Origin of the sequence: Solwaraspora sp. WMMA2059 (assembly GCF_027497315.1) — a bacterium.
GTDB lineage: Bacteria > Actinomycetota > Actinomycetes > Mycobacteriales > Micromonosporaceae > Micromonospora_E.
Genome location: NZ_CP114908.1, coordinates 2986565 through 3011107 on the forward strand (window position 1 = coordinate 2986565; position 24543 = coordinate 3011107).

The window sequence follows — 24543 nt, forward strand, 5'->3', positions numbered from 1 at the left end:
GCGCCTACTTCTCGCGCGACCGGGTGTCGCTGAGCCGGAAGTACGGTGCGACCAGCCGGTCCCGGTCGGCCAGCGCCCGGCCGATGCCCTTTTCCCGGCGCTCCTTGAGGAAGTTCCAGTCCCCGTCGTCGAAACTGACGTTGGTCGCCCAGCCGTGCCCGACCCAGCCGGTCATCGCGCCGAGGCCCTTGCCCCGGGCCTCCATGACCAACTGCATCATCGACTTGCCCATCATCAGCGAGTCCAGCGGCATGACCGCGATCGCGTCGGCGTAGTCGTCGACCCAGCGCTGCAGTTCGTCACGTTCGACCACCTTGGTGACCAGGCCCTTGCGCTCGCCCTCCTCGGCACCGATGGCCCGCATGGTCAGCATGACGTCCTTCATCGTGGTCAGGCCGACCTTCTCGATCCAGTGGTACATGTCCTGTGGGGCGGGACCGAGGTAACGGAACGCCGGATGGGTGAACCGGGCGTCAGGGCTGGCGATGACGATGTCAGCCGACAGCGCGATCTGGAAATGGCCGCCGTAGCAGTACCCCTGCACCTGGCAGATGGTCGCCTTGAGCGACTCGATGATCGGGCGGGTGAATCCGGAGCTGAGCACGTTGCGGTCGGGCAGGATGCGTTGCCGCTGCGCCGGCCGCCGCCGCGATGCCTTGTCGGTGCCGGTCCGGTAGCCGATGTAGTGCCCGAGTTCGGCGGCGTCGGCGCCGGTGCCGAAGTGTTCACCTTCGCCCTTGAACACGATGACCTTGACCCGGTCGTCGGTCTCGGCCTCGCGGACCAAGTCGCCGACGCGTTCGAAGGCGGCCACCGGAATGGCGTTGAGCCGCTCGGGACGGTCGAAGGTGATGGTGGCGACCGACCGCTGCTCGTCGACGTCGTACCGGACGTACTTCGCCAGGACCTCGGGGTCGACCTCCATGTTCTCGACGTCCCACTGTTGTTCCAGAAGTTCGGCTTCGGTCTTCTTCACGGCGAGTTCCTTAGGTCAGCTGGCACGGAAGGCGGGCATCACCTCGGCGGCGAACAGCCGCAGCGAGGCGCGCAGTTTCCCGGTCGGCATGCCGAGCCAACCGGGGCGGAAGATGACGTGGTCGAACCCCAGCTCCCGCAGGGCGGAGATCCGCTCGATGAGGAAGTCCGGTGAGCCCAGCAGCAGCGTGTTGCGGACCAGTTCGTCGAAGCGGTCCCGCTGCCAGCGCAGCGCCGGGTACTCGGCGTAGGTGGCGTACTCCCGCCGGGCGTGCGGCAGTGCCTCGGCCACGGCCTGCTCGGTGCTGGGCGCGCAGTACAGCTCGACCCCGACCGGGCGCTGCACTGTCGTCGGGTCCCGGCCGTACTCGGCCAACGCCTCCTCGTAGACGGCCCGATGCTCGGGCAGGAACCGGCGGCTCGGTGAGTTGCCCGGCGCGTACCAGGCGTCGCCGAGCCGGGCGGCCCGGCGGACCGCTTTCCTGCCGCCGGCACCGATCCAGATCGGTGGTCCGCCCGGGGTCAGCGGCGCGACGCCGATGGTCGCCTCGGTCTGCGGGTAGAACTCGCCGTCCCGGGTGACCGGCCGCCCGGTCCACAACGCGCGGATCAGCCGGATGCTCTCGTCGAAACGCCGGAACCGGGTCTGCGGGTCGATCCCGAACGCGGCGAGCTCGTTGTCCCGGTACCCGGCGCCGACGCCGAGGACCACCCGCCCACCGGAGAGGTGGTCCAGGGTCGCGAACTCCTCCGCGACGTGCACCGGGTGGAACATCGGCAGCAGCAGGATGCCGGTGCCGAGCAGCATGTCACCGGAGCGCGGAATGAGGCTGGCCAGCATCGAGATCGGCTGCGGGGTGGCCAGGTTCGACTGGAAGTGGTTGATCGTCCACACCGAGTCGTAGCCCAGTTCAGCGGCGAGTTCGACGGTGCCGAACAGCTCGGCCAGGTGCCCACCGAGGTCGTCGCCGTGCGGATACTGGTGCGAGGCCATGATGCCGAACCTCATCCGGACGCACCCGCCCGCGTCGTGGCCGGCGTCGCTCGGCTGATCTTGCCGGTGGCGCTGCGTTCCAGTGCGGCGACGAACTCGATCCGGCGGGGCGTCTTGAAGTGGGCGAGCCGGTCCCGGGCGTACGCAACGAGGCGCTGGGAGAGTTCGGTGTCGGTCACCGCGTCGTCGGTCCTGCGCACCACGAGGGCGACCGGTATCTCGCCGAGCCGGTCGTCCGGTCGCCCGAGCACCCGCACGTCGCTGACCAGCGGATGCCTGCGCAGCTCGTCCTCGATCTCCTCGGGCCAGACCTGGAAGCCACCGCATTTGATCATGTCCCGTTTCCGGCCGACCAGGAACAGCACCCCGTCGTCGTCGACGTAGCCGATGTCACCGGTGTGCACCCAGCCGTCCCGGACCAGTTCGCGGGACGCGGCGTCGTCGTCGACATAGCCCTTGGTCAACGCGGAGCGGACCACCACCTCGCCTTGTCGGCCGGCTGGCAGGGCGGCACCGGTCTCGTCCCGGATCTCCAGCTCCACCCCCGGGTAGACCCGCCCGGCGGAGCCGGGTTTCCAGCGGCCGGCCTTCATGTCCCGTCCGGTCCAGCCGGCGATGTGCCCGGCTTCGGTCGATCCGTAGTTGACCAGGATCGGCACCTGGTACCGCTCCTCGAAAGCTCGGCGCAGCGACCACGAGATGGCCTGACCGGCCACCAGGACGGACTTGACCCCGTCGAAGGGCAGGTCCCGTTCGGCGTACACGATGTCGTAGACCATCGTGGGCAGGAAGAAGAAGTTGTCGAACCGGAACCGGTCCATCAGGTCGGCGAGCCGGTCGACGCCGAACCTCTCCCAGACCACCGCCGGACGACCGACGAAGAAGGCGAACAGCAGCGAGTGCTGACCGCCGCTGTGGAACAGCGGCAGGGCGATGAGGTTCGGCCTGGCCGCCGCCGGGGCGGTGCCTTCGGCGTCGGTGCCGGTGGCGACGCAGGCCAGCCGCATCAGCGAGTCGCGGGTCCCGCCGTGGGTGACGCTGACCGCCTTCGGCCGGCCGGTCGTCCCGCCGGTGAACAGCACGCAGGCCTCGGCCTGCGGGTCGACGTCGACTGCCGGCACCCGGACCTGCCGACGCCAGGGCAGCGGCTCGACGTCCGCTTCCCCGACGCCACCGGTCGCAGGGCGCAGCTGCGCGACGCGGCGGATCGCGACGCCGGCTCTGGCGCTGGCGAGTTCGGCGACCACGTCCGGGCTGCGCCCGTCGACGAGCAGCAGCCGAGGGCTGGTCTTGGCCAGCGACTCGGCGAGTTCGGCCGCGTTGTACAAACTGCTGACGGTGACCGGGACCGCGCCGAGCTTCCAGCAGCCGAAGAGGAAGAAGACGATGTCCGGGCCGTTGGTCAGGTAGCAGGCCACCCGGTCGCCGGCGCTCACGCCCTCGGCCCGCAGTGCCACGGCCACCCCACCGGCGAGCAGGTCGATCTCGTCGAACGTCCACGACCGACCGTCCTCGCCGTACAGGCCGACGACGTCGGTGCGGTCGGCGCGACGCCGTTCCAACACGCGGGCCAGATTGTCGGCGTCCGGTGGGGCCATCACTGGGTCGGTGCTCATCGGGCGACCTCCGGCGCGGCTGGCGACGCGGGTCGTGGCCCGGCGAGTCGGGGGACGACCTCCGCACCGAAGCGGGCGAGCTGCTCCATCGCCTCGGCCTGGCTGGCGCCGACGAACTGGTGCCGCAGCGAGACCTCGGTGATGCCGAGTTCGGCCTCCCAACGCCGCAGCTTGTCGACGATCTCGTCCGCAGAACCGACCAGGCAGTCCTGCGCCAGATACCGGTCGATGTCCAGGGACTGGGCGCCGTCCCAGGACCGGTATCCGGCGTACTGGCGCTGCAGATGCGGTCGGACGGCCTTGACCGCGGCGGGGTAACTGTCGCCGATGAACGCCTCCCGGCTCATCGGGTACTCACGGTCGAGGGTGAAGCCGCGGTCGACGAGTTCGCCCCGGTAGACGCCGAGCAGTCGGGCGAGCTCCGCGTCAGTGCCCTTGGGGCCGATGAGCCACGGCGCGTCCAGTCGGGCGGCGCGGCGGACCGCCGGCTCGGCGAACGCACCGATCCACAGCGGCGGGCCGCCGGGCTGCACCGGGCGCAGCGCCAGCGACGCGCCGGGGACTTCGCCCCAGCTGCCGGCGATGTCGATCGTCTCGCCGTTCCACAGCGCCCGCAGGATCGGAACGTACTCGCGTAGTCGGCGCAGCCGGTCGGTCCATTCCACGCCGAACGCGGCGGTCTCCCGTTTGCGGTAGCCGGCACCGACGCCGACGGTCAACCGTCCCCGGCAGAGCACGTCGAGGGAGGCGAGGTCCTCGGCGAGCGCGACCGGGTTCAGCAGCGGTGCGAGCAGCACCCCGAAGCCGATGCGTACCCGGGTGGTCGCCCGCGCGAGGTAGCCGGCCAGCGGCACCGGCTGGACGAACGCGGACCTGGCGAGGAAGTGGTGGCCGAGGTAGACGGCGTGGAAGCCGGCCGCCTCGGCGGCGGTGGCCTGGTCCAGTACCTGGTCGATACCGTCGGAGGCGCTGGTCGACGGATCGAACTGGGCACTGAGGAAACAGCTGACCTTCATCCGATGACCGCCTGGGCGGCGGAGGTCGTCAAGACGTCATCGGCCGGGTCGTGGCCGTCGGTCCGGCGGCCCGTCTGGTCCGCCGCGCGAAAGTGCGGGATCACCTTGGTGGCGAACTCCTCCATGGACTTCAGCGCGCTCCGCCGGTCGAGCGACGGGATGCGCAGCCAGCCGATGTAGTGGTTGATGCCGAGCTGCTCGCGCAGCATCTCGATGGTCTCGATGACGCGCTGCGCCGAGCCGAAGTTGCCGCCGTGGGTCAGGGTCTGCTCCAGAGTCAGCAGTTCGATGTTCTTGGCGACCGCCGCGTAGTAGGACCGCTCCTGCTCGATCGCCTCCTCCGAACCCGGGATCACCTTGCCGACGGACTTGTAGTAGTTCATCGCCGCCGAGGCGGCTTCACGCAGGCCGTCCTCGCCGTCACCGCACCACACCTGTTGCATGAAGGGCAGTTCGTAGGTGGTGACATCGAAACCGTTGGCCTGCATGCTCTGCCGGTAGAGGCTGAAGTTCTTCTGCATGATGCCCAACGGCGTGAAGTTCGGTGAGGTGATGATCGGCTCGCCGACCGCGCCGCGCTCCCGGAAGCTGTCCGGGGATACCGTGCCCTGCAGGATCGGCGGACCGCCGGGGGTGAACGGCCGGGGGTAGGTCGTGACGTCGTCGAAGTGGTAGATCTCGCCGTGGTAGGAGAACTTCTCCTGGGTCAGCGCCAACCGCAGCACCTCCAGGGTCTCCTGGTAGCGCTGCTTCGACTCGGCCAGGGCGATCCCGAAGCCGGCGAACTCGGCCGGCTGGTAGCCACGGCCGACCCCGATGGTGACCCGACCACCACTGAGCACGTCGAGCGCCGCGATGTCCTCGGCCAGCCGCAGCGGGTGGTGCAGTGGAAGCACCAGCACGGCGGTGCCGATCGTGATCCGGCTGGTCCGCTCGGCGACGGCCATGCCGAAGTTGACCGGGCTGCCGAGGATGCCGTACTTCGAGAAGTGGTGCTCGGCCAACCAGATCGAGTCGAAGCCGAGCTCGTCGGCCAGCTGGATCTCGTCGAGAGTCTCCCGTAGCACCTGATGGTCCGATGCCCCGTCGGCCACCGGGAACAGGTTCATGATTCCGAACTTCACGACCACTCCTCGTTTATTCCGACCAGCCGGTATGTTACCGCTGCGCTTCTGTCACTGCAAGGTCTGCGCAGGTCAGCGCACTAGTCCGTACGGTGCCCCGAACCCACCCGGCGCGCCTCGACCCGCAGCGCGCCGGCCCGGTGCCGGTGCCATCGGCCACGGCCGGCCCGGGCGTCGAGCACCAACGCCCGACGCAGGAACAGATGCGGATCCGCTTCCATGGTGATACCCATCCCGCCGTGCACCTGGATTCCCCGCTCGGCGGCGAAGACCGCGGCCTTCCCCGCCGCCGCCTTGGCGGCGTGCACCTGGATCCCGGCGTCCGGACGATGGTTGTCGACCGCCCAGGCGGCGTAGAGCGTCAGGTCCCACGCTGCCTTGCGCGCGGTGGCGGCCTCAGCCAGCTGGAACGCCACCCCCTGGAACGACCCGATCACCCGGCCGAACTGCATCCGGGTGCGGGCCTGCTCGGCGGCCAGCTCGATCGCGCCCTGCGCGACGCCGCACAACTCGGCGGCGACCACCAGGGTCGCCCGCCACAACCCGGTGCCGACCGGATCGAGCCGTTGCGGCATGGACAGCGACACGTCCGACAGCGGTACCGACGGGTCGAACGACCGCCGTTCGGTGACCTCGGCCCGCTCGGCGACCGTGGCGGCGCCGGCGACCCAGACCCCGTCGGGACCGGCGACGACGAACCCGTCCGCCTGAGCGGCGTACGGCACCAGGGTCCGCACCAGCGGATCCGGCACCGACCGGTCCGGCCAACCAGGCGTGGACGGCACGTCGACCGCCGGAGTGAGCACCCGGCGGCCGTCGAGGATCTCGTCGGGCAGCGGCACCGACCGTCGGTCGTCGCCGCAGAGCAGCTGTACGGCACCCGCGTGGGCCGCGAACCGACTCGGGACCAGGTGCTCACCGAGCACCTCTACGGCGACCAGCAGGTCGATCAGCGCCGATCCGACACCACCGGCCGACTCCGGCACGCCGAGCAGCCCGAAGTCGCGCAGCAGCGGTCCGTCCGCGGCGCAGGGCTGCCAACCGGCCGACAGCGCGGCTCGCGCCGCGCCGGTCTGCGCCTTGGCGAGGGCCGCGACGGTCTCGCCAATCTCCTGCTGTTCCTGGGTGAATGTCGCGTGCACGCGGCCACTCCGCTCAACGTGAACGGGGCAGGTTCAGCACCCGCTCCGCGAGAATCGACTTCTGGACTTCCTCCGTGCCGCCCTCGATCGTGTGGGCGCGGGCACGCAGGTAGCGGTGCATCCGGGCGGCGGCACCGGCACCGTCGAGCAGCACACCGCCAGCCTCGTCGAGCTGCACCGCGAGCCGGTTCGCGTTCTGCACCACGCCGGCCCACAGACTCTTCAGCGCCGACGTCTCCGGGCCGGGGACGCCACCGGCACGGCTCTCCGCCAGCATCCGCATCGACCCGATCCGGACCGCCTCGGCGTCGCACTGCAGCGCGCCGATCGTGTCGACGACGGTGCTGTCGTCGGCCAGTCCCCGCGCGATCGCCAGATCGACGACCCGGTCCACCGCCTGGCGGGCCCACACCCACAGGTTCAGCGCCATGCTGCCGCGTTCGAAGGCGAGCGTGGTGAGCGCGACCTTCCAGCCGTTGCCGACCCCGCCGAGCACGTCGGAGTCGGGGACGAACACGTCGTCGAGGAACATCTCGTTGAACTCGGTGTCCCCGTTGATCATCACCAGTGGTCGGACGGTGAACCGGTCCATCGGGGCCAGGAAGTAGGTGATGCCCCGGTGCCGGGTCTCCTCGGGGTCGGTCCGCGCCAGCAGCAGACACCGGGAGGCGTTGTGCGCGTTGGAGGTCCAGATCTTGGTGCCGTTGATCAGCCAGCCGCCGTCGACCCGGGTCGCGGCGGTACGCAGACTCGCCAGGTCGGAGCCGGAGCCTGGCTCGCTGAAGCCCTGGCACCAGTACTCCTCGCCGCGCAGGATTCCCGGCAGGTACCGGGCCTGCTGCTCGTCGCTGCCGTGCGCGATGATCGTCGGACCGGCCAGCATCATGCCAACGCCGTTGAGCGGGTACGGCGCGCCCCGGACCGCCGCCTCCTCGTTGAAGACCGCCTGCGCCAGCGAGTCCATCCCCCGGCCGCCGTGCCCGACCGGCCAGGACAACCCGGCCCAGTTGCCGGCGCAGAGCCGCTCCTGCCACACCCGTGACCAGTGCTCACGCTCGGTCTGGGACAGCTCCTCCTGATCGGGCACGTCGCGCAGCGCGTCGTCGAGCCAACTGCCGGCCTCGCGCCGGAACGCGAGGTCGCTGTCACTGTCATCGAAGTCCACGGCAGGCTCCCCTGTCGTCGGACACCTCACACGTCGTGGTCACGCCGACACCTCCGGGGTACGGTTGAGCCGCGCCTTGTAGAGCTTGCCGTTGGGATCGCGAGGCAACGCCGCGCAGACGACGTACGAATGCGGACGTTTCGGCTTGGCCAACCGTTCGGCTAGGTAGGTGCGGATCCGCGCGAGCGCCGTTTCGGCGTCGGGTGCGCTCTCGGTCAGCACGACGTGGGCCTGCGGCACCTCGCCGAACTCCGGATCGGGTACGCCGACGACTCCGGCGTCGGCGATCCAGTCGTGACCGAGCAACGCGGCCTCGATCTCGGCCGGGTAGACGTTGACCCCGCCGACCAGGATCAGTTCGGCGGCCCGGCCGGTGATGTACAGGAAACCGTCGGCGTCGACGTGGCCCACGTCCCAGACGGTCATCAGCCCGTCGCGGCGGGCGCCGTCGGTCTTGCCGGGGTCGTTGTGGTACTCGACCCGGTCGGAGCCCTGACGCATGTACACGATGCCGGTCTGGCCGGCCGGCACCTCGTTGCCGGCCTCGTCGAGGATCCGCAGCGTCGAGATGGACGCCGGGCGACCGACCGTGCCCGGGTGGGCGAGCCACTCGTGCGGGCGGGCGATGGTGGTGCCGACCTCGGTCGAGCCGTAGTACTCGTAGACCACCGGGCCGAACCAGTCGAGGATGCGCTGCTTGACCTCGCGCGGGCACGGCGCGGCGCCGTGCAGGACATAGCGCAGCGAGGAGATGTCGTAGCTGTCGCGCACCGGTTGGGGCAGTTGCAGCAGCCGGTAGAAGTGGGTCGGCACCATGCTCGTCCCGGTGACCCGCTGGTCGTGGACCCGACGTAGGAAACCCTCCGGCGTCCAGCCGTCCATCAGGACCATCGTGCCGCCGGCGTGCAGTGCGCCCATCGCGGGGGTGATGTTCGCCGAGTGGTACAGCGGAGCCGAGACGAGCCAGGATCCGAACGCTGGGCGTTCCATCCCGAACTCCTGGAACAACCACCGGTAGGTCGACGCACCCGTGTCGGCGTCGACTCCGGCCAGTGGTCGTTTCACCCCCTTCGGGCGGCCGGTGGTGCCCGAGGTGTACATCATCAGCGACCCGGCCGGGGTCTGCTCCGGGCTCACGGTCGGCATGCCGTCGGTGAGCTGCGACAGCGGGCGGACGCGACCGGTGGTGGGGGATCCGTCGACGTACACCTGCACCCCGGGCACACCGGCGTGGGCCGCAGCGGCGACGACCGGCTCCACCCGCGCGGAGCAGACGACCACCTTGGCGCCGCTGTCGGCGAGGATGTAGGCGATCTCGGGCTCGGTCAGGTGGTAGTTGAGCGTCACCAGGTAGAGCCCTGACTGCATCGCGGCCAGGTAGAGCGCGACCATGCCGGCGCTGTTGGTCATCACCGCCGCGACCGTGTCACCGGCACGCAGGCCCGCACGGGTGCGCAGGCCGTGCGAGATCCGGTTCACCTCGGCGTACATCTCGCCGTAGGAGATCTGCCGATCATCGGCAGTCACGATCGCGCACAGCTCCGGCTCGGCGGCTGCCCAGAGCCGGAAGCCGGTCCGCTCGTCGCTCATCGGACTCCTTGAGTTAGATTCCGACCATCCGGTATGTTGTTGTTTCCACAGTAAGGGAGGCATCTGGCGATGTCCAGACCCGTGAACGACGCGCACGCCGCCAGCTATCACGCCCGGCGGATGCCGACTCCGACCGAGGTCACCGACGGGGTCTGGGCGATCCCGGTCCCGCTGCGCGGCAGCGCGCTGCGCTACGTCACCGTCTTCCTGATCGACACCGGTGACGGCAGTGTCCTGATCGACGCCGGCTACGACCACCCGAGCTGCTGGGAGTCGTTCACCGGGTCGGTCACCGCGATCGGCCACCGGGTCGAGACGATCTCCACCGTCCTGCTCACCCACAACCACCCGGACCACATCGGCTTCGCCGCCCGGATCCGGGCGCTGTCCGGCGCCTCGGTGGTCATGGGGCAGGCCGACGACTTCGCCACCATGCGCCGGAGCAGGGGCGGTTTCCTCACCCAACTGCGCACCGCCCTCACGACGACCGGCGCCCCACCCGACGTCGTCGAGGCGATGTACGCCGACGCGGTGGCGGTCACCGCGCACCACGAGGACCTGCGGATCGACCTTGCCGTGGCCGACGAGACCGAGTTCCGGTTCGGCGACGTGACCATCCGCGCCGTGCCGGCCCCGGGGCACACCTACGGGCACACCGTCTACGTCGACACCCGCGGCCTGGTCTTCACCGGCGACACGATGATGTCCGAGGGGCCCACCCAGCTCGCGATCGTCAGCCGCGCCGACGACGACCCGACGGCGGACCTGTTCCGGACGCTGCAGCGCATCCGCGACCTCGGCGCGACGATCGCCTGCCCGGCCCACCAGTTCCCGTACCGCGACGTCGCGGCCCGCGCCGACGAGCTGGCCGCGCTGCACCGCGCCGAGGTCGCCGCCGTCAGCGCTCTGGCCGGGGCCGACGGGCAGGCCACCGCCTGGGACGTCGCCCGGCGGATGCGGTGGCGTAAGCCCTGGGACGAACTCGGCCGGGGCACCCAACGGTTCTCCCTCGTCCATGCCCAGGCCCTGCTGCGGCACACCGCGGGCGTCCACCGGTAGTCGTCAGTCCCGTCGCGACCGGTCGTACGTCCAGTCCGGCTGCGCCGACGACCGCAGCTCCCGCAGGCTCCGCTTCAGCACCTTGCCGGACGGATTCGTCGGAAACTCGTCCACGACGTAGATCTCCTTCGGGACTTTGAAACCACCGAGGCGCTGCCGGGCGTGCGCGATCAGCGACTCGGGTTCCAGGCCGGGTCGACCGATCACGAACGCCACCGGGACCTCCAGCCACACCGGATGCGGCGCAGCCACCACCGACGCGGCCAACACCAGCGGGTGGTCGGCCAGCACGTTCTCGATCTCGGCGCTGGACATGTTCTCCCCACCGCTGCGGATCATGTCCTTGAGCCGGTCGCGGATGTACAGGTAGCCGTCGGCGTCGAACCGACCGATGTCGCCGGTGTGGAACCACCCGTCGCGCCAGGCCGCCCTGGTCGCCTGCGGATCGTCGAGGTAGCCGGGGCTCACCTTCGGGCCGCGCGCAATCACCTCCCCGTCGTCGCCGACCAGCACGTCGTTGCCGTCCGCGTCGACCACCCGCACCCGGACCCACGGCACGGGCAGGCCGACCGACCCCTGCTTGGACCGCATGTGCGCCTCGTCCAGGTACGTCAGAGCGCCGCACGTCTCGGTGAGACCGTAACCCTCGATCAGCCGCGCGTCCGGAAAAAGCTCCCGCGCCACGGCGAACAACGCCGACGTGACCTGCGAGTAGATGACCCACCGCAATGAGGTCAGATCGACGGCGGCATCGGCCGCACGGCGGACCATGTCGAGCATCGTCGCCGCCATCACCATGCCGGTGATCCGCTCGGTCTCGATCGCCCGCAGCACCGCCGCCGGCTCGAACCGCCGTTGCAGCACCATCGTGCCGCCGACATGCCAGATGCCGAAGCCCGGCAGGTCGGTGCCGCCGACGTGGTACAGCGGTGCGAAGTTGAGGATCCGGTCGCTCGGCCGCAGCCCGAGCTCGACGATCTGGGCGTGCATGTTCATGTTCACGTTGCCGTGGGTGAGCAGCACGCCCTTGGGCAGCCCGGTCGTGCCGGAGGTGTAGACGATCCGGTGCAGGGCCGCGTCGTCGAGATCGACGTCGGCGACCCGGGCACCCCGGTGGGTCCAGATCAGCGCGCGCACGTCTACCCAGCCGTCGTCGTCGATCGGCTCCAGCGCGAACCGGCGCACGTCGGCCACGGGCTCACTCGATCCGGTGTCGGTCAACGCCGCGTCGGTCAACGCCGCGTCGGTCAACGCCGCGTCGGTCAACGCGGCGAACTCCGGGACCGTCGCGACCGCCCGGACCCGCGCGTGCCGCAGCAGCTGGGCCAGCTCGGCGGCGGTGAGCCGGTAGTTCAGTGGCACGAAGACCGCGCCGAGCTTCGACAACGCCAGCGACAGCAGCAGGAACTCGGGCACGTTGTTCGAGATGATCGCCACCCGGACGTCGCGGCGGATCCCCTCGGCGGCCAGCCCTGCGGCCAGGGCCTCGACGTCGACGGCGAGCTGGCGGTGGGTCCACCGCCGGCCCTCGAAGACCAACGCGTCGACGTCGGCGAACCTCCTGGCGTTGCCGGCCAGCATCGCGGCGACGTTCGCCGTACTCATCCGGTCACCGCCGTCTCGCGCAGCTGCTTCTTGAGCACCTTGCCGGAGTCGTTGCGCGGCAGCGACGTCACGATCTGCACGTACTTCGGCACCTTGTACCGGGCCAGCTCGGCCCGGCAGTGCTCGCGGATCCCCTCCGCCGTGGTGGTCGCGTCGGCGCGCAGGATCACGTACGCCTTCGGGACCTCGTCCCAGGTCTGGTCCGGCACCCCGATGACGGCGACCTCGCTGACGTCGGGATGCCCGGCGATGACCCGTTCGACCTCGGCGCTGGCGATGTTCTCCCCACCGGACTTGATCAGGTCGGCGCGGCGGTCGACGAACCACAGGTAGCCGTCGGCGTCGATCCGCCCGACGTCTCCGGTCAGGAACCAACCGTCCCGGCGGGTCCGCCGGTTGGCCTCGTCGTCGTTCCAGTAGCCGGGTGAGATCTTCTCGCCCCGGATGATGATCTCTCCTTCCACGCCGGGCGGCACCAGCTGGAAGTGCTCGTCGACGATCCGGATGTGCACCCCGGGAAACGGCGCGCCGAGCGCGCCGACCTTGCACTGTTCGTGGGCGGCATCCAGGTAGCAGACGCCGTTGCACAGCTCGGTCATGCCAAAGGTGTCCACCAGCCGGACGTGCGGCAGCCGACGTTTCACCTCGCGCCGCACGCTGGGCGCGACCCCGGCGAAGAGCAGGTAACGCAGCGACCCGAGATCCGACTGGTCGTCGCGGTCGAGTAGGCCGAAGAGGATCTGCGCGGCCAGGACCATGCCGGTGATCCGCTCCCGGGCCACGGTCCGGGCGATGTCCGCAGGCTTGAACGTCGGGGTCAGCACCATCGTCGCGCCCGCCACGAACGTCGCCAGGCCCGGCGCCTCCAGCCCACTGACGTGGAACAGCGGAGCGGAGACGAGGATCCGGTCGGCTGCGGTCAGCTCCAGTTCGAGCACCTGCGCCAGGTGGTTGGCGGTGAGGTTCCCGCAGGTGTGGATGACGCCCTTCGGCCGTGCGGTGGTGCCGGAGGTGTAGAGCAGCCGGTGTACGTCGGCAGCGGTCTTCTCGGCGTCCGGCACCCGTACCCCGGGCGGCGCCGCAGCGAGCAGATCGGCCAGCCGACGGGCGTCAACGACGACCCGGGCCCCGTTGGCCACGACCGTCCGCAGCCCGGTCGTGGCCGCCAGGGTGGCGGCGACGTCGGCGAAGTCGTCGTCGTAGATCAGCCCGGTGACACCGGCCTGGTCGAGGACGTACGCCTGCTCGTGGGGGTGCAGCCGCCAGTTGAGCGGAACCGAGATCGCACCGAGGCGGCTCAGCGCCAGCAGTTCGATGACGTAGGTGGCGGTGTTGCGCCCGAGCACCCCGACCAGGTCGCCGTCGACGATGCCGGCGTCGCGCAGTGCCGCAGCGTGCCGGTCGACGTCGGCGTCCAGTTCGGCATAGGTCCAGCGGGAATCCCCGTCGACCAGTGCCTCCCGCTCGGCGCGGCGCAGCGCCTGCCGGCGCAGCGTTTCGGTGAAGTTGCTGGTCGCCATCAGCTGCCGCCCTCCCGCCGCCGGGCCAGGATCTCCTCCCGGGACGGCAGCGCCACGAACTCCAGCAGGTTGCCGTCGAGGTCACGGGCCGCGAACGCGGTGATCAGCCCGTAGTTGTCGAGCATGACCTCATTCGGCGGGCTCAGACACTGCGCGCCCAGCTCGACCAGTCGTGCGTGCAGCTCGTCCATCTCCGCCAGCGGCACCGCGAAGCTGAGCAGGAAGGTGCCCAGCTCCAGATGTCCACCGGTCGCCGTCCGGGTCGCGGGGCCGTTCCACTCGATCAGCTCCAGCTGACCGATGCGGCTCGGCCCCTGCAGGTACTGGACCCGGCCGGTGGTGCCAGCGGGCAGTCCCAGCGACACCTCGATGCCGGGGCCGGCCACGTCGGCCCGCAGCGTCCGGCGGTAGCCCAGCGCCTTCTCGTAGAAATCCGCAGCCCGGTCGACGTCGGAAACGGTCACGGCCACATGGTGTACCTCGCTCACCGGCATGGTGGCTCCCTTCCTTGACGGCTCAGGCGGTTGGGCCGGCGGGTTTGGACAGGGCCCGCTGGATCAGCGTGACCTCGTCGGCGCCACTGTCGGGGACGATGAAGTCGTCGAGCCGGCAGATGTCGTCGATCGACGCGCTGATGTCGTCGGGCGAGACCGGCTCGGCCCCGCCGTACCAGCCGGGGGTGACGCCGATGAAGATTCGCCCGACCCGGCCACCGCCGACGGTGAGGATGTGCCGGTTCAGCTGGCACTGCCCGGAGGCGAGAAAGGTCGCCACCGCAGCGACGTGCTGCGGGTCGAACCGGTCGGCCAGCTCACCGAGGAGGTTCTCGGTCATCCGGGTCGCGGCGGTCGGTGCGATCGCGTTCACCAGGATGCCCCGGCGGGCACCCTCCAGCGCGAGCACGTTCATCAGACCGATCAGGCCGGCCTTGGCCGCCCCGTAGTTGGCCTGGCCGAAGTTGCCGAACAACCCGGACGACGAGCTGGTCAGCACGATTCGCCCGTACCCCCGATCGGCCATCTGCCCCCACGCGGGCCGCAACACGTGGAACGCACCGGCGAGATGCACGTCGAGGACCGCGGCGACGTCCTCCTCGCGCATCTTGGCCAGCGTGCCGTCCCGCAGGATGCCGGCGTTGTGGATCACCGCGTCGATCCGGCCGAACTCCTGCAGGGCCCGTGCGACGAGGTCGGCGCCACCCGCTGCGGTGGCGATCGAGTCCGTCGACGCGACCCCGACGCCGCCCGCGGCGCGGATCTCGTCGACCACCCGCTGCGCCGCACCGGAGGAACCCGAACCGTCCACCGCCCCGCCGAGATCGTTGACAACCACGCGGGCACCGCGTTCGGCCAGCAGCAGGGCGTGCGCCCGGCCGATCCCGTTGCCGGCGCCGGTGACGATCACGACCTGCCCGTCGAGGCGCACCTGGGCGTTCACCGCTGACTCCCCAGCACCGCGACGAACGCCACGCAGGAACCCGGCTGCCCACCGAGGTTCTGGGCGAGGGCCAACCGGGCGTCGGGCACCTGGCGGGCACCGGCCGCACCCCGCAGCTGGGTGAAGCACTCGAACACCATCCGTAGCCCGGTGGCGCCGATCGGGTGGCCGAACGACTTGAGACCTCCGTCGGTGTTCACCGGCAACGCGCCGCCGCGGTCGTACCGGCCGTCGAGGATGTCCCGCCAGGCCTTGCCCCGCTCGGAGAATCCCAGGTCCTCCATCAGCACCACCTCCGTCGGAGTGAAACAGTCGTGCACCTCGGCCAGCGAGATCTGTGTCGCCGGGTCGGTGACACCCGCCTGGTCGTAGGCCTGTCGCGCCGCCTGCACCACCTCCGGGAAGGTGGTGAAGTCGTAGCCGTCGGTGGCCAGACCCGAGCCCGAGCCCGCGACGAACCCCATCCCCCGCAGGAACACCGGCTTGTCGGTGTAACGGTAGGCGTCCTCGGCTCGGACCAGGATGGCCGCGGCGGCGCCGTCGGAGACGCCCGAGCAGTCCAGTACGCCGAGCTGCCCGGCGACGCGCGGCGCGTTCTCAACGGCCTCGGCGGAGACAGCCCTACGGAACTGGGCGCGCTCGTTCAACGCGCCGTTCTCGTGGTTCTTCGTCGCGACCTTGGTGAGCGCATCGCGCATGTCCCGCGCGCCGACGCCGTACGCCTGCTGATAGGCGGGGGCGAGCAGGGAGAATCCGGCGGGTGCGGTCCAGTCGACGTCGGTGCCGTCGGCGGGTGGGTAGACGGCGGCCAGACCGGAGTACGCCGAATCCTTCAGCTTCTCCACCCCGGTCGCCATGACCATGTCGTACGCCCCGGACGCGACCGCGAACGCCGCGTTGCGCAGCGACTCCGAGCCGGTGGCGCAGTAGTTCTCCACCCGGGTTACCGGCTTGCCGACCAGGCGCAACGGCCGGGCAAGAGTCTGCCCGGACATGCCGGAGCCCTGGGTACCCACCCAGAACGCGTCGATGTCGTCGAGGGTGGCACCGGGCAGCGACCCGACGCACTCGTGCACCGCGTCGACCAGCAGATCGTCGGCGGACCGGTGCCAGTGGTCGCGGAACGGGGTACAGCCCATCGCGACGATCGCGACGTCGTGGGCCATCCGCCTACTGGCCATCGGTGGTCTCCTTCCGTGGCCGGAGTTTCCAGAAGTAGTTGGGGATCGAATCGGTGGTCCACAGCCGCCGGAACGTCGGCGTCATCACCATGCCCACGGCCACGTCGCCCGGCGCGACGTCGGTCGCGTACGCGCTGAGTCGGCCGCCGCCGTCGATGTCGGCGACGACGACCGCGACCTCCGGTTCCGGCATGGTGGTCAGATGGTCCCTGGTCACCGAGACGACCCGGGCGCTCTTGTCCCGCAGCGGGACCGTCGCTGGCGTCTGTCCCGACGCGGCGCTGCCGCAGGAGGCGCAGACCCGGGCCGGCGGTGTGGTGACCTTCGCACAGGCGTCGCACCGGCTGCCCTCCAGGCGGAACTTCCAGCCGGACCGGCGGAACATCGGCGGCGACGCCGGTGCCGGCGACGCGGGCCGGGCCGGGCCCTGCACGTCCAGCAGTCCGCGCCAGCGCAGGTAGCGGCCGTAGCCGACGGGTTGCCGGGCGGCAAGCTGCTGCCGTACGGCCGGGCCGCCGCGCGCCTCCCGTACCCCGTCGCCGACCCGCCAGACGAAGGCGTCGGCGCCCTCGGTCGCCGACAGCAGCAGGATCGTCCGGCCGGGCCGCGCCTCGTCGAACGCGGCGGCGAGCAGCAGCGCGGGGTGGGCGGCACCGGTGAAACCGGTGGCCCGTTCGACCTTCGCGTCGGCCCCCGATCCGCCCAGCGTGCGCCGCAGCGCCGCGGCGGCGCGGGTATTCGACGACGACACGACGACCTCGTCGACGGCGTCCAGGCCGGCGAGGGCGAACGCGCGGCGGGCCGCGTCGAGGCCGGCGGTGACGAGGACGTCGGCGGTGAACCGTTCGTCCCAGACGCGGTCGTGCCGTTCCCCGGGCAGCCGCCACCGTTCCAGGATCTCGGTGGTGTGTCCGGCGCGGGCGAGCAGCGTCGCGGCGCGGGTGCCGCCGCCGACGAACGCCGCGGCGCCGTCGCCCTGGGCGAGCTCGTCCGGTGCCCCCGGTCGGGTGGTCCGCAGGTCGGCCAGCACCGCCGCGTCGCCGGAGCACGCGACGAGGTTGAGGGCGGTCGCGCCGCAGCGGTGCCCGCGCAGATCGACCGCGCTGACGGCCGGATCGAGCCCGAGCGCGGCGTGCACGACCCCGGCCGAGGTCTTCGCCTCGTACGGCGCACTGGTGGTGGCGAGCAGCAGCTGCCGACCGGCGTGGTCGGCGGCGGTGAGGTGCCGCATCGCTTCGACGGCCATGGTGACGGCGTCCTCGTCGAAGGCGGCGACGCCGCGCACCGGACCGCCCGGCCTGGGTGGTCCGGTCGCGTCGAGCCTGTTGTCGTGCAGGGCGTACGCCGGCAGGTGTACCGCGTAGCCGTCGATGCCGGGCTGATCGGGCATGTGTCGCGGTTCTCCTTCAACTCCACGAGGGGATGGCGGCGAGCAGTCGCCGGGTGTACTCCTGTTGCGGCTCGTCCAACACCTGCTTGGCCGCACCCTGCTCGACGACCCGGCCGCTGCTCATCACCGCGATCCGGTCACAGAGGTCGCTGGCGAGCATCAGGTCGTGGGTGACGAAGAGCAGGCCGATGCCGAGTTCGTCGACCAGGGTGCGGAACAGCTCGACGACCTTGGTCTGGGTGGTGACATCGAGGGCGGTGGTGCACTCGTCTGCGATCACCAGCGCCGGACGGGTGACGACGGCCAGCCCGATGGCGACCCGCTGGCGCAGCCCGCCGGAGAGCTGGTGCGGGTAGCTGCCCAGCACCCGGGCCGGGTCGGTGATGCGCATCTGCGCCAGCACCTCCACCGAGCGGCGCTCGACCTCGGCCCGGGTGATGCCCCGGACGTGGCGGCGCAGCACCTCGACGAGCTGTGTGCCGATCTTCATCAGCGGGTTCAACGACCGGGAGGCGTCCTGGAAGACCATGCCCACGGCGCTGCCCCGGACCCGGTCGGTGCGGTCCACGCCGGGGGCCACCACCTCGTCGCCGGCGAGGGTGACCCGGCCCTGTTCGACATCGACGTTGCGTTCGAGCAGCCCGACGACGGTGCGGGCCAGGGTGGTCTTGCCACTGCCGGACTCGCCGACGACGCCGACGATGCGGCCCCGTTCCACGTCGAGGTCGACGTCGTCGAGCAGTCGCAGGTCGCCGTCGGCGAGTCGGGCGACGACGGACAGGCCGCAGACGCTCAGCAGCGCGGTCATCGGCGCCTCTTCCGTGGGTCGTGGTGGGTGAGCAGCGCGTCGCCCAACAGGTTGACCAGCAGCACCAGCAGGGTGATGGCGAGCCCGGGGAACAGCGCGATCCACCAGGCCTGGCTCAGCTCGTCCTGGCCGGAGGCCAGCATCGACCCCCAGCTGACGCTCGGTGGCGGTACGCCGAGGCCGAGGAAGCTCAGCGCGCTCTCGATCAGGATCGCCGTGCCGACCTGGAGGGTGCCGAGCGCGACGACCGTGCCGGCGAGGTTGGGCAGGACGTGTCGGAAGACGATCCGCGCCTCCGACGCGCCGGCCGCCCGCAGGCCGGTGACGAACTGCCGCTCGCGGATCGCCAGGGTCGCCGACCGGGTGACCCGGGCGCAGACCGCCCACCCGGTCAGCGCCAGCACCAGGAACAGCACTGGCAGCGAACTGCCCCGGTTCGAGATGATCGCGAGGGCGACCAGGATGAACGGCAGGGCCAGCTGAGCGTCGATGAGCACCGAGATGACCCGGTCGACCCAGCCGCGGAAGTAGCCGGCCAGCACGCCGAGCAGGGTGCCGGGGCCGATCGCGACCAGCGCGCCGACCAGGCCGATCAGAATGGTCAGCCGGCCGGCGGAGACGAACTGTGTGAGGACGTCCTGGCCGAGCTTGTCGGTGCCGAGCGGGTGCGCCCAGGTTCCGCCGTCGAGGAAGGCGGGCGGTCGCCGGGTCGCCGCCAGGTCCTGCCCGGTGTCGGGCAGCAGTCCGGTCAGCGGCAACACCAGCACCAGGCCGGCGACGACCACCAGCGGCAGGGACAGCCAGAACACCGAGGTACGGGACCGCCGTGCCGGGCGTCGTGGCGGTTGCGCCGCCGGCGGCGCCGGGTGCAGATCGGATCGGCTCACGGCCGTCACCTCACCCTCGGGTCGACGACCGAATGGATCACGTCGACGAGCAGGTTCAGCAGGACGAACGTCAACGCGCCGAAGACGACGATCGCCTGGACGAGCGGGAAGTCACGGAACTGGATGGCCTGCAGCGCCAGCTGGCCGAGGCCGGGCCAGGAATAGACGTACTCGATCGCGACTGCGCCGGAGAGCAGGATCCCGGTCTGCAGCACGACGATGGTCAGGATCGGCATCATCGAGTTCTTGAACGCGTGCCGCCACACGACCCGCCGGCCGCGCAGCCCGCGGGCCCGGGCGGAGTCGATGTACGGCTCGGCCAACGTCTCGCTCATCGACGCCCGGGTGAGCCGGGCGATCTGCGCCATCGGGTACACCGCCATGGTGACGGCGGGAAGGACCAGATGCTGCGGGGTGCCGGACTGCCCGGCGGGCAGCCAGCCGAGGTTCACGGCGAACAGCGCCACCAGCATCATGCCGAACCAGAAGACGGGCACCGATTGGCCGAGCAGGGCGACGGTGGAGGCGGCGCGGTCCCACCAGGTGCCCTCGCGGGTCGCGGCCAGCACCCCGAGCGGCACTCCGACGAGTACGGCGAGTGCCATGCCGGCGGCGACCAGTTGCAGGGTGAACGGCAGTCGGTCGGCGATCAGGGTGGTGTTGGCCTGGTAGAACTGCAGCGACTGGCCAAGGTCACCGGTGAGGATGCCCTTCAGGTACTCGAGGTACTGGACGACCAGCGGCAGGTCGAGGCCGAGTTCGTGCCGCAGAGCGTCCCGCTGCTCCGGGGTGGCCATCGGTCCGAGGATGGCCACGGTCGGATCACCGGAAAGCCGGCCGAGCGCGAACGCCAGGCTCAGCGCGATGAGCAGGGACGCCAGCAGCGACGCCAGGCGGCTGCCGACCCGTCGGACGGTGCTGGCCTTCATCGGCGGGACCTCCAGCGGGCGCCGGGCATCGCGGCGAGCAGTTCGCGGGTGTAGTCGTCGCGGGGGGTGACGAAGACCGCCTCGCACGGCCCCGACTCGACCACCCGGCCCTGGTACATGACGTGTACGACATCGCAGATCGAGCGGACGACGGCGAGGTCGTGGCTGATCATCAGCAGGGCCGCGCCGGTGCTCTGCCGGATCTGGGTCAGCAGCGCCAGCACGTCGGCCTGCACCGACACGTCGAGACCGGAGGTCGGTTCGTCCGCCACGATCAGCCGCGGCCGCATCAGCAGGGCGCGGGCGATGCAGACCCGCTGGGCCTGGCCGCCGGAGAGCTGGTGCGGGTAGCGGTCCAGGATCTGCGGTGCCAGCCGGACCCGGTCGAGCAGTTCGGTGTCGCTGATCCAGGAGGTGCGCTCGGGTTGCAGCCGACGCAGTTCGCGCAGCCCGGAGCGGACCGACTGCCGGGGGTCGAGCGATCCGTGCGGATCCTGGAAGACCACCTGCACCTCGGGGCGCAGCCGCCGCAGCCGTGCCCGACTGATCGCGGAGAGCTGGTGCCCGAGCAGCCGGATTGCCCCGTCGCCACGGGTGCCCAGCCCGGTGGCCGCCATGGCGAGCGTCGTCTTGCCGGACCCCGACTCGCCGACGACGGCGACGCTCTCGCCGGCGCCGATACGCAGCGACACGTGGTCGACCGCGCGCAGCACCGCCCCCGTGCTCCGGTCGCGGTGCTCGACGACCAGATCGTCGACCACCAGCACGGCGGTGTCGGTGTCCGAGGTGCGGGGGTGCCCGGCGAGGTCGCCGGGCACCCCCGTCTGCGCTGCTCCGGTCATCGTCAGAGGGTCGTCTTCGTGAAGTCCACGGTATTCAGCGGACCGAACTCGACACCGGTGACACCGGGACCGGTCGCGTAGTTGAAGATCTGCCGGTAGAGCGGCACGTAGCAGTGCTTCTCGACCACTCCGATGGTGTTGAGCTGCTCGTAGATCGGGGCGGCCTGCTCGGCGCTGTCCTGTTCGAGCGCCTGCTGGGCGAGCTGGTCGATCTGCGGGTCAGGGCAGTTGCCGGTCAACGACGCGGTCTTCATGAAGCCGCTGACGAAGTAGTCCGGCACGGCGACGTTGGGCACTCCGGCGAAGATGGCGACACCGGGGACCTGGCGGCCGATGATCCGCTGAACCAGGGTGCCGTAGTCGAGCGGCTCGTAGCTGACCGTGAAGCCGGCCTGTTCGAGGCTGCCGCCCACCGCCTGGGCGACCTCTTCGATGTTGGTGTACTGCGCCGCCGGATAGGTGATCTGTACGGCCGGGGTGGCGTCACCGACGAGTTGCGCGGCCTTCGCCGGGTCGGCGGTGACACTGTCCTGCGGTTGCTGGCCGGGCCGGACGTTGAGCAGTCCGGCGTCGGCAGCGGCCTGGCCGTCGAAGATGCCGCTGACGATCGCGTCCCGGTCGATGGCCAGGGCCGCGGCCTCACGCAGCTGCGGGTCGTCGAACGGCGCCTTGGTCGAGTCGAGGAAGGCGATGATCTTTATGGCGGTCTCGGTGCGTACCACGTCGACCCCGGCCGCTTCGGCCGCCTGCGCCTGGGCCGGCGGTAGGTCGAAGGAGACGTCGACGGTCCCGCTCTGGATCAACGCGAGCCGCTGCGCGGCCTCGTTTGCCCAGGTGAAGGTCACACCGTCGTTCGTCGGTTCGTCGCCCCAGTAGTCGGGGTTCTTGGTGACCGAGATGTCACGACCGGCGTTGGCGCCGGCCCACACGTACGGGCCGGTGCCGACCGGGGCCGCAGCGAAGCCTTCGGACCCCTGCTCCTGGTAGTAGGCCGGTGGGACCAGATAGACCGTGGTGAGCAGGTCGGGAATGTTGTACTGCGGCGTGCCGGTGGTGACCACGACGGTGGCGTCGTCGGTGGCCTCGATCGAGGTGACGTTGCCGAAGTAGGACTTCAGCGGTGACCCCTCAGTGTCGCGGGTGAGCGTGATGGTGTTCGCGACGGCGGCGGCGTCGGCAGCTTCCCCGTTGCTGAAGGTGATGTCGGGGCGGACGGTGAACGTCCAGGTCGTGGCGTCGGTACGGGTCCAGTTGGTGATGAGACCGGTGTCGGTGGGCGCGAGGTCGTCGCCGGTGTCGATCAGCGGTTCGAGCATCGTCGCCCAGACGACCTGGGCGGAGCGCGCACCGACGATTGGATCGAGGGTGGCGGGCTGGGCCGCGAGCAGCGCACGGATGACAGTCGGGCCGGACGAACCGGTGTCGTCGGGTTCGGTGCCACCGCAGGCGGTCAGGCCGACGCTGGCGACAGTGATGGCGGCGGCGGCCACGAGGGGCCGCCGGGAACGCAGGATTTTCATGATCATCAGGGGTGTCCTTCACAGCGATGGACCCGTTCACGTCGCCGCGTTGCGCGCCGGTGACGCTCGCCACAAAGTACCGACCAGCCGGTATCAAGTCAACGTTCAAGCAGGTATCTCGACTATGACATTCGCGTGACAAAGGCCAGCCAACCAGCGGCGTTGTGAACATACCGACCGGTATGTATGATACCCCGGTGGCCCCTACCCTCACCCCTCGGCACGACGGACGCCTCATCCGGGTGCGCTATGACAACGCGGCCCGCGGCAACTGCTTCGACGACACCGCGCTGCATGAACTCGTCCACGCACTGGAGACCGCTGCGGCCATCGACAGCTGCGCGGTCGTCGAGCTCGAGATGGCCGGCCGGAACTTCTGCGGCGGCTGGGACACCACGGCGTTCACCGAGCTGGCCGGCAGTTCGTCGGAGACGGTGGCGGACAGTCTGCGCGCCAGCGACGCCGCACTGCGGCGGATCCGGCGACTCCCGGTGCCGGTGGTCGCCGCGGTACGGGGCCGGGTGATCGGCTTCGGTGCCGGCCTGCTCGACGCCGTGCACCTGCCGATCGCCGCGACCAGTGCCCGCCTGTCGTTACCCGAGGCCCGGTTCGGTTTCGCCCCCGCCGGAGTCGGCTACGCGATCGCCCGGGCGCTACCCCGCCCGCAGGCCTACCACCTGCTGACCGGGGCCACGACCGCGTCCGCCGATCAGATGCTCGCCTGGGGCCTGGTCGCCGAGGTCGTCGCCGACGACGACCTCGACCGCGCGGCCGGGGCTCTGGTCGAGACGCTGCTCGCCGTACCCGGCCGCACGCTGCGAGCGGTGGTCGAGGTGGTCGAGTCGAGCCGGGCCACCGGACGGCCGGATCATGTCTACGACGTCTCGGCGCGCACCATCGTCGCCGGTGTCACCGCGCGCGGAGCGGACCGATGAGCGGTCGGTTCCAGGCTGGCGAGGCCGTCTGGGTGGAGCTGGCCACCCCCGATCCGGACCAGGTCGAACCTTTCTACCGGGCACTACTCGGCTGGACGGTGCGTGCCGAACGGCTCGGTGCCACCACCTACCGGATGTGTGGCATCGACGGACGCGACGTGGCCGGCATCTCCGACGCCGCCGCGCTGCACGCCGGCCGGCCCCGGGGGTGGATCGTCTACTTCGCGGTCGACGACGTGAGTCGGAGCGCCTCCCGGGCGGTCCAGCTCGGCGGCGAGCTGGTCACCCCACCGCGATATCTGCCGGCCGCCGGAACCGGCGCCGTCGTCATCGACCCGTTCGGTGCCGCGTTCGGCCTCTACCAGGGCGAGTCACGCACCGGTGCGCAACTGCTCAACTCGGTCGGCGCACTGTGCTGGAACGAACTGAACACCGGGGAGCCCGCCGCCTCGGTGAGCTACTACCGGTCCCTGTTCGGCTACGCCACCCGGCGGACGGCAGACACGCCCACCGCCCGCCCGTACACCCTGCTGATGCTCGGCGACGTCGCGGTCGCCGGTGTGCTGGCACTCGACAACGAATGGCCGAACCTGATCCCGGCGAAGTGGATCACCTACTTCGCTGTGGACTGCCTGGACGACGCGCTGCGGCGGGTCTGCGCGCTCGGCGGGACGCCGACCGTCGGCCCGGTCCGGAGCCCGTACGGACGTCTTCACCTGGTGAAGGATCCCGGCGGCCATTCACTTTGCCTCATCCAGCTCGACGGCGGTCTGCGCCCCGGGCACGACTCCTCCCCCAGGTGGTGACC

Annotated in this window: 22 protein-coding genes; 3 read left to right on the top strand and 19 right to left on the bottom strand. The window is 70.7% G+C overall.

Annotated features, from left to right (window positions below):
- Positions 1–4 precede the first annotated feature (4 nt).
- The 8 genes from O7553_RS13730 to O7553_RS13765 form a co-directional block, all read right to left on the bottom strand.
- The gene (locus O7553_RS13730) at positions 5–976 is read right to left on the bottom strand and encodes an enoyl-CoA hydratase/isomerase family protein (protein ID WP_281555176.1); all 972 of its coding nucleotides are present in this window, start codon (positions 974–976) and stop codon (positions 5–7) included.
- 15 nt (positions 977–991) lie between these two features.
- The gene (locus O7553_RS13735) at positions 992–1969 is read right to left on the bottom strand and encodes an LLM class flavin-dependent oxidoreductase (RefSeq protein ID WP_281555177.1); all 978 of its coding nucleotides are present in this window, start codon (positions 1967–1969) and stop codon (positions 992–994) included.
- 11 nt (positions 1970–1980) lie between these two features.
- Positions 1981–3585: a class I adenylate-forming enzyme family protein gene (locus O7553_RS13740; protein ID WP_281555178.1), complete on the bottom strand. Its 1605-nt coding sequence runs from the start codon at positions 3583–3585 to the stop codon at positions 1981–1983.
- The gene (locus O7553_RS13745) at positions 3582–4601 is read right to left on the bottom strand and encodes an LLM class flavin-dependent oxidoreductase (protein WP_281555179.1); all 1020 of its coding nucleotides are present in this window, start codon (positions 4599–4601) and stop codon (positions 3582–3584) included. Before O7553_RS13745 ends, O7553_RS13740 begins: the two co-directional genes overlap by 4 nt.
- Entirely contained in the window at positions 4598–5725 is a 1128-nt protein-coding gene (locus tag O7553_RS13750; RefSeq protein WP_281555180.1) for an LLM class flavin-dependent oxidoreductase, read from the bottom strand. Before O7553_RS13750 ends, O7553_RS13745 begins: the two co-directional genes overlap by 4 nt.
- 80 nt (positions 5726–5805) lie before the next feature.
- Positions 5806–6867 (bottom strand): acyl-CoA dehydrogenase, encoded by a 1062-nt coding sequence (locus tag O7553_RS13755; protein ID WP_281555181.1) that lies wholly within the window; start codon positions 6865–6867, stop codon positions 5806–5808.
- A gap of 13 nt (positions 6868–6880) precedes the next feature.
- Positions 6881–8032, bottom strand: coding sequence for an acyl-CoA dehydrogenase family protein (locus O7553_RS13760; protein ID WP_281555182.1), 1152 nt, complete (start codon positions 8030–8032; stop codon positions 6881–6883).
- Between the two features lie 39 nt (positions 8033–8071).
- Positions 8072–9622, bottom strand: coding sequence for an AMP-binding protein (locus O7553_RS13765; RefSeq protein ID WP_281555183.1), 1551 nt, complete (start codon positions 9620–9622; stop codon positions 8072–8074).
- 69 nt (positions 9623–9691) lie between these two features.
- Here O7553_RS13765 and O7553_RS13770 point away from each other — a divergent pair, with 69 nt between their 5' ends.
- Complete coding sequence (locus O7553_RS13770) at positions 9692–10681, top strand: MBL fold metallo-hydrolase (RefSeq protein ID WP_281555184.1); 990 nt, start codon at positions 9692–9694, stop codon at positions 10679–10681.
- Positions 10682–10684: 3 nt separating this feature from the next.
- On the opposite strand, the gene O7553_RS13775 is transcribed toward O7553_RS13770, so the two are convergent.
- Genes O7553_RS13775 through O7553_RS13825 form a run of 11 tightly spaced genes read right to left on the bottom strand, consistent with a single transcriptional unit; the run spans position 10685 to position 22806 of the window.
- Positions 10685–12286: an AMP-binding protein gene (locus O7553_RS13775; protein ID WP_281555185.1), complete on the bottom strand. Its 1602-nt coding sequence runs from the start codon at positions 12284–12286 to the stop codon at positions 10685–10687.
- Entirely contained in the window at positions 12283–13806 is a 1524-nt protein-coding gene (locus tag O7553_RS13780; RefSeq protein WP_281555186.1) for an AMP-binding protein, read from the bottom strand. Before O7553_RS13780 ends, O7553_RS13775 begins: the two co-directional genes overlap by 4 nt.
- Positions 13806–14300: a VOC family protein gene (locus O7553_RS13785; RefSeq protein WP_281555187.1), complete on the bottom strand. Its 495-nt coding sequence runs from the start codon at positions 14298–14300 to the stop codon at positions 13806–13808. The genes O7553_RS13780 and O7553_RS13785 overlap by 1 nt, the downstream gene beginning before the upstream one ends.
- Before the next feature lie 22 nt (positions 14301–14322).
- Positions 14323–15243: an SDR family NAD(P)-dependent oxidoreductase gene (locus O7553_RS13790; protein WP_281555188.1), complete on the bottom strand. Its 921-nt coding sequence runs from the start codon at positions 15241–15243 to the stop codon at positions 14323–14325.
- The gene (locus O7553_RS13795) at positions 15240–16424 is read right to left on the bottom strand and encodes an acetyl-CoA acetyltransferase (RefSeq protein ID WP_281555189.1); all 1185 of its coding nucleotides are present in this window, start codon (positions 16422–16424) and stop codon (positions 15240–15242) included. Before O7553_RS13795 ends, O7553_RS13790 begins: the two co-directional genes overlap by 4 nt.
- Positions 16414–17814 carry a zinc ribbon domain-containing protein gene (locus O7553_RS13800; protein ID WP_281555190.1) on the bottom strand — a complete coding sequence of 467 codons (1401 nt, stop codon included), beginning with the start codon at positions 17812–17814 and terminating at the stop codon, positions 16414–16416. Before O7553_RS13800 ends, O7553_RS13795 begins: the two co-directional genes overlap by 11 nt.
- Positions 17815–17830: 16 nt before the next feature.
- Entirely contained in the window at positions 17831–18622 is a 792-nt protein-coding gene (locus tag O7553_RS13805; RefSeq protein WP_281555191.1) for an ABC transporter ATP-binding protein, read from the bottom strand.
- A complete protein-coding gene (locus O7553_RS13810) occupies positions 18619–19509 on the bottom strand; it encodes an ABC transporter permease (protein ID WP_281555192.1) in 891 nt (296 codons plus the stop codon). The genes O7553_RS13805 and O7553_RS13810 overlap by 4 nt, the downstream gene beginning before the upstream one ends.
- A 5-nt stretch (positions 19510–19514) precedes the next feature.
- Complete coding sequence (locus O7553_RS13815) at positions 19515–20438, bottom strand: ABC transporter permease (RefSeq protein ID WP_281555193.1); 924 nt, start codon at positions 20436–20438, stop codon at positions 19515–19517.
- On the bottom strand, positions 20435–21280 hold the full coding sequence (locus tag O7553_RS13820; protein ID WP_281555194.1) for a dipeptide/oligopeptide/nickel ABC transporter ATP-binding protein: 846 nt from the start codon (positions 21278–21280) through the stop codon (positions 20435–20437). Before O7553_RS13820 ends, O7553_RS13815 begins: the two co-directional genes overlap by 4 nt.
- Positions 21281–21282: 2 nt before the next feature.
- Positions 21283–22806, bottom strand: coding sequence for an ABC transporter substrate-binding protein (locus O7553_RS13825; RefSeq protein WP_281555195.1), 1524 nt, complete (start codon positions 22804–22806; stop codon positions 21283–21285).
- 191 nt (positions 22807–22997) lie between these two features.
- Here O7553_RS13825 and O7553_RS13830 point away from each other — a divergent pair, with 191 nt between their 5' ends.
- Both O7553_RS13830 and O7553_RS13835 read left to right on the top strand, forming a co-directional pair.
- Positions 22998–23735, top strand: coding sequence for an enoyl-CoA hydratase/isomerase family protein (locus O7553_RS13830; RefSeq protein WP_281555196.1), 738 nt, complete (start codon positions 22998–23000; stop codon positions 23733–23735).
- Positions 23732–24541 (top strand): VOC family protein, encoded by an 810-nt coding sequence (locus O7553_RS13835; protein ID WP_281555197.1) that lies wholly within the window; start codon positions 23732–23734, stop codon positions 24539–24541. The genes O7553_RS13830 and O7553_RS13835 overlap by 4 nt, the downstream gene beginning before the upstream one ends.
- The last annotated feature ends 2 nt before the right edge of the window (positions 24542–24543 follow it).

Excerpts from the sequence above, each read along its gene's own strand:
- O7553_RS13735 (WP_281555177.1), bottom strand. The coding sequence starts at position 1,969 with ATGGCCTCGCACCAGTATCCGCACGGCGACGACCTCGGTGGGCACCTG.
- O7553_RS13740 (WP_281555178.1), bottom strand. The coding sequence starts at position 3,585 with ATGAGCACCGACCCAGTGATGGCCCCACCGGACGCCGACAATCTGGCC.
- O7553_RS13745 (WP_281555179.1), bottom strand. The coding sequence starts at position 4,601 with ATGAAGGTCAGCTGTTTCCTCAGTGCCCAGTTCGATCCGTCGACCAGC.
- O7553_RS13765 (WP_281555183.1), bottom strand. The coding sequence starts at position 9,622 with ATGAGCGACGAGCGGACCGGCTTCCGGCTCTGGGCAGCCGCCGAGCCG.
- O7553_RS13770 (WP_281555184.1), top strand. The coding sequence starts at position 9,692 with ATGTCCAGACCCGTGAACGACGCGCACGCCGCCAGCTATCACGCCCGG.
- O7553_RS13775 (WP_281555185.1), bottom strand. The coding sequence starts at position 12,286 with ATGAGTACGGCGAACGTCGCCGCGATGCTGGCCGGCAACGCCAGGAGG.
- O7553_RS13780 (WP_281555186.1), bottom strand. The coding sequence starts at position 13,806 with ATGGCGACCAGCAACTTCACCGAAACGCTGCGCCGGCAGGCGCTGCGC.
- O7553_RS13785 (WP_281555187.1), bottom strand. The coding sequence starts at position 14,300 with ATGCCGGTGAGCGAGGTACACCATGTGGCCGTGACCGTTTCCGACGTC.
- O7553_RS13795 (WP_281555189.1), bottom strand. The coding sequence starts at position 16,424 with ATGGCCAGTAGGCGGATGGCCCACGACGTCGCGATCGTCGCGATGGGC.
- O7553_RS13800 (WP_281555190.1), bottom strand. The coding sequence starts at position 17,814 with ATGCCCGATCAGCCCGGCATCGACGGCTACGCGGTACACCTGCCGGCG.
- O7553_RS13805 (WP_281555191.1), bottom strand. The coding sequence starts at position 18,622 with ATGACCGCGCTGCTGAGCGTCTGCGGCCTGTCCGTCGTCGCCCGACTC.
- O7553_RS13815 (WP_281555193.1), bottom strand. The coding sequence starts at position 20,438 with ATGAAGGCCAGCACCGTCCGACGGGTCGGCAGCCGCCTGGCGTCGCTG.
- O7553_RS13820 (WP_281555194.1), bottom strand. The coding sequence starts at position 21,280 with ATGACCGGAGCAGCGCAGACGGGGGTGCCCGGCGACCTCGCCGGGCAC.
- O7553_RS13825 (WP_281555195.1), bottom strand. The coding sequence starts at position 22,806 with ATGATCATGAAAATCCTGCGTTCCCGGCGGCCCCTCGTGGCCGCCGCC.
- O7553_RS13835 (WP_281555197.1), top strand. The coding sequence starts at position 23,732 with ATGAGCGGTCGGTTCCAGGCTGGCGAGGCCGTCTGGGTGGAGCTGGCC.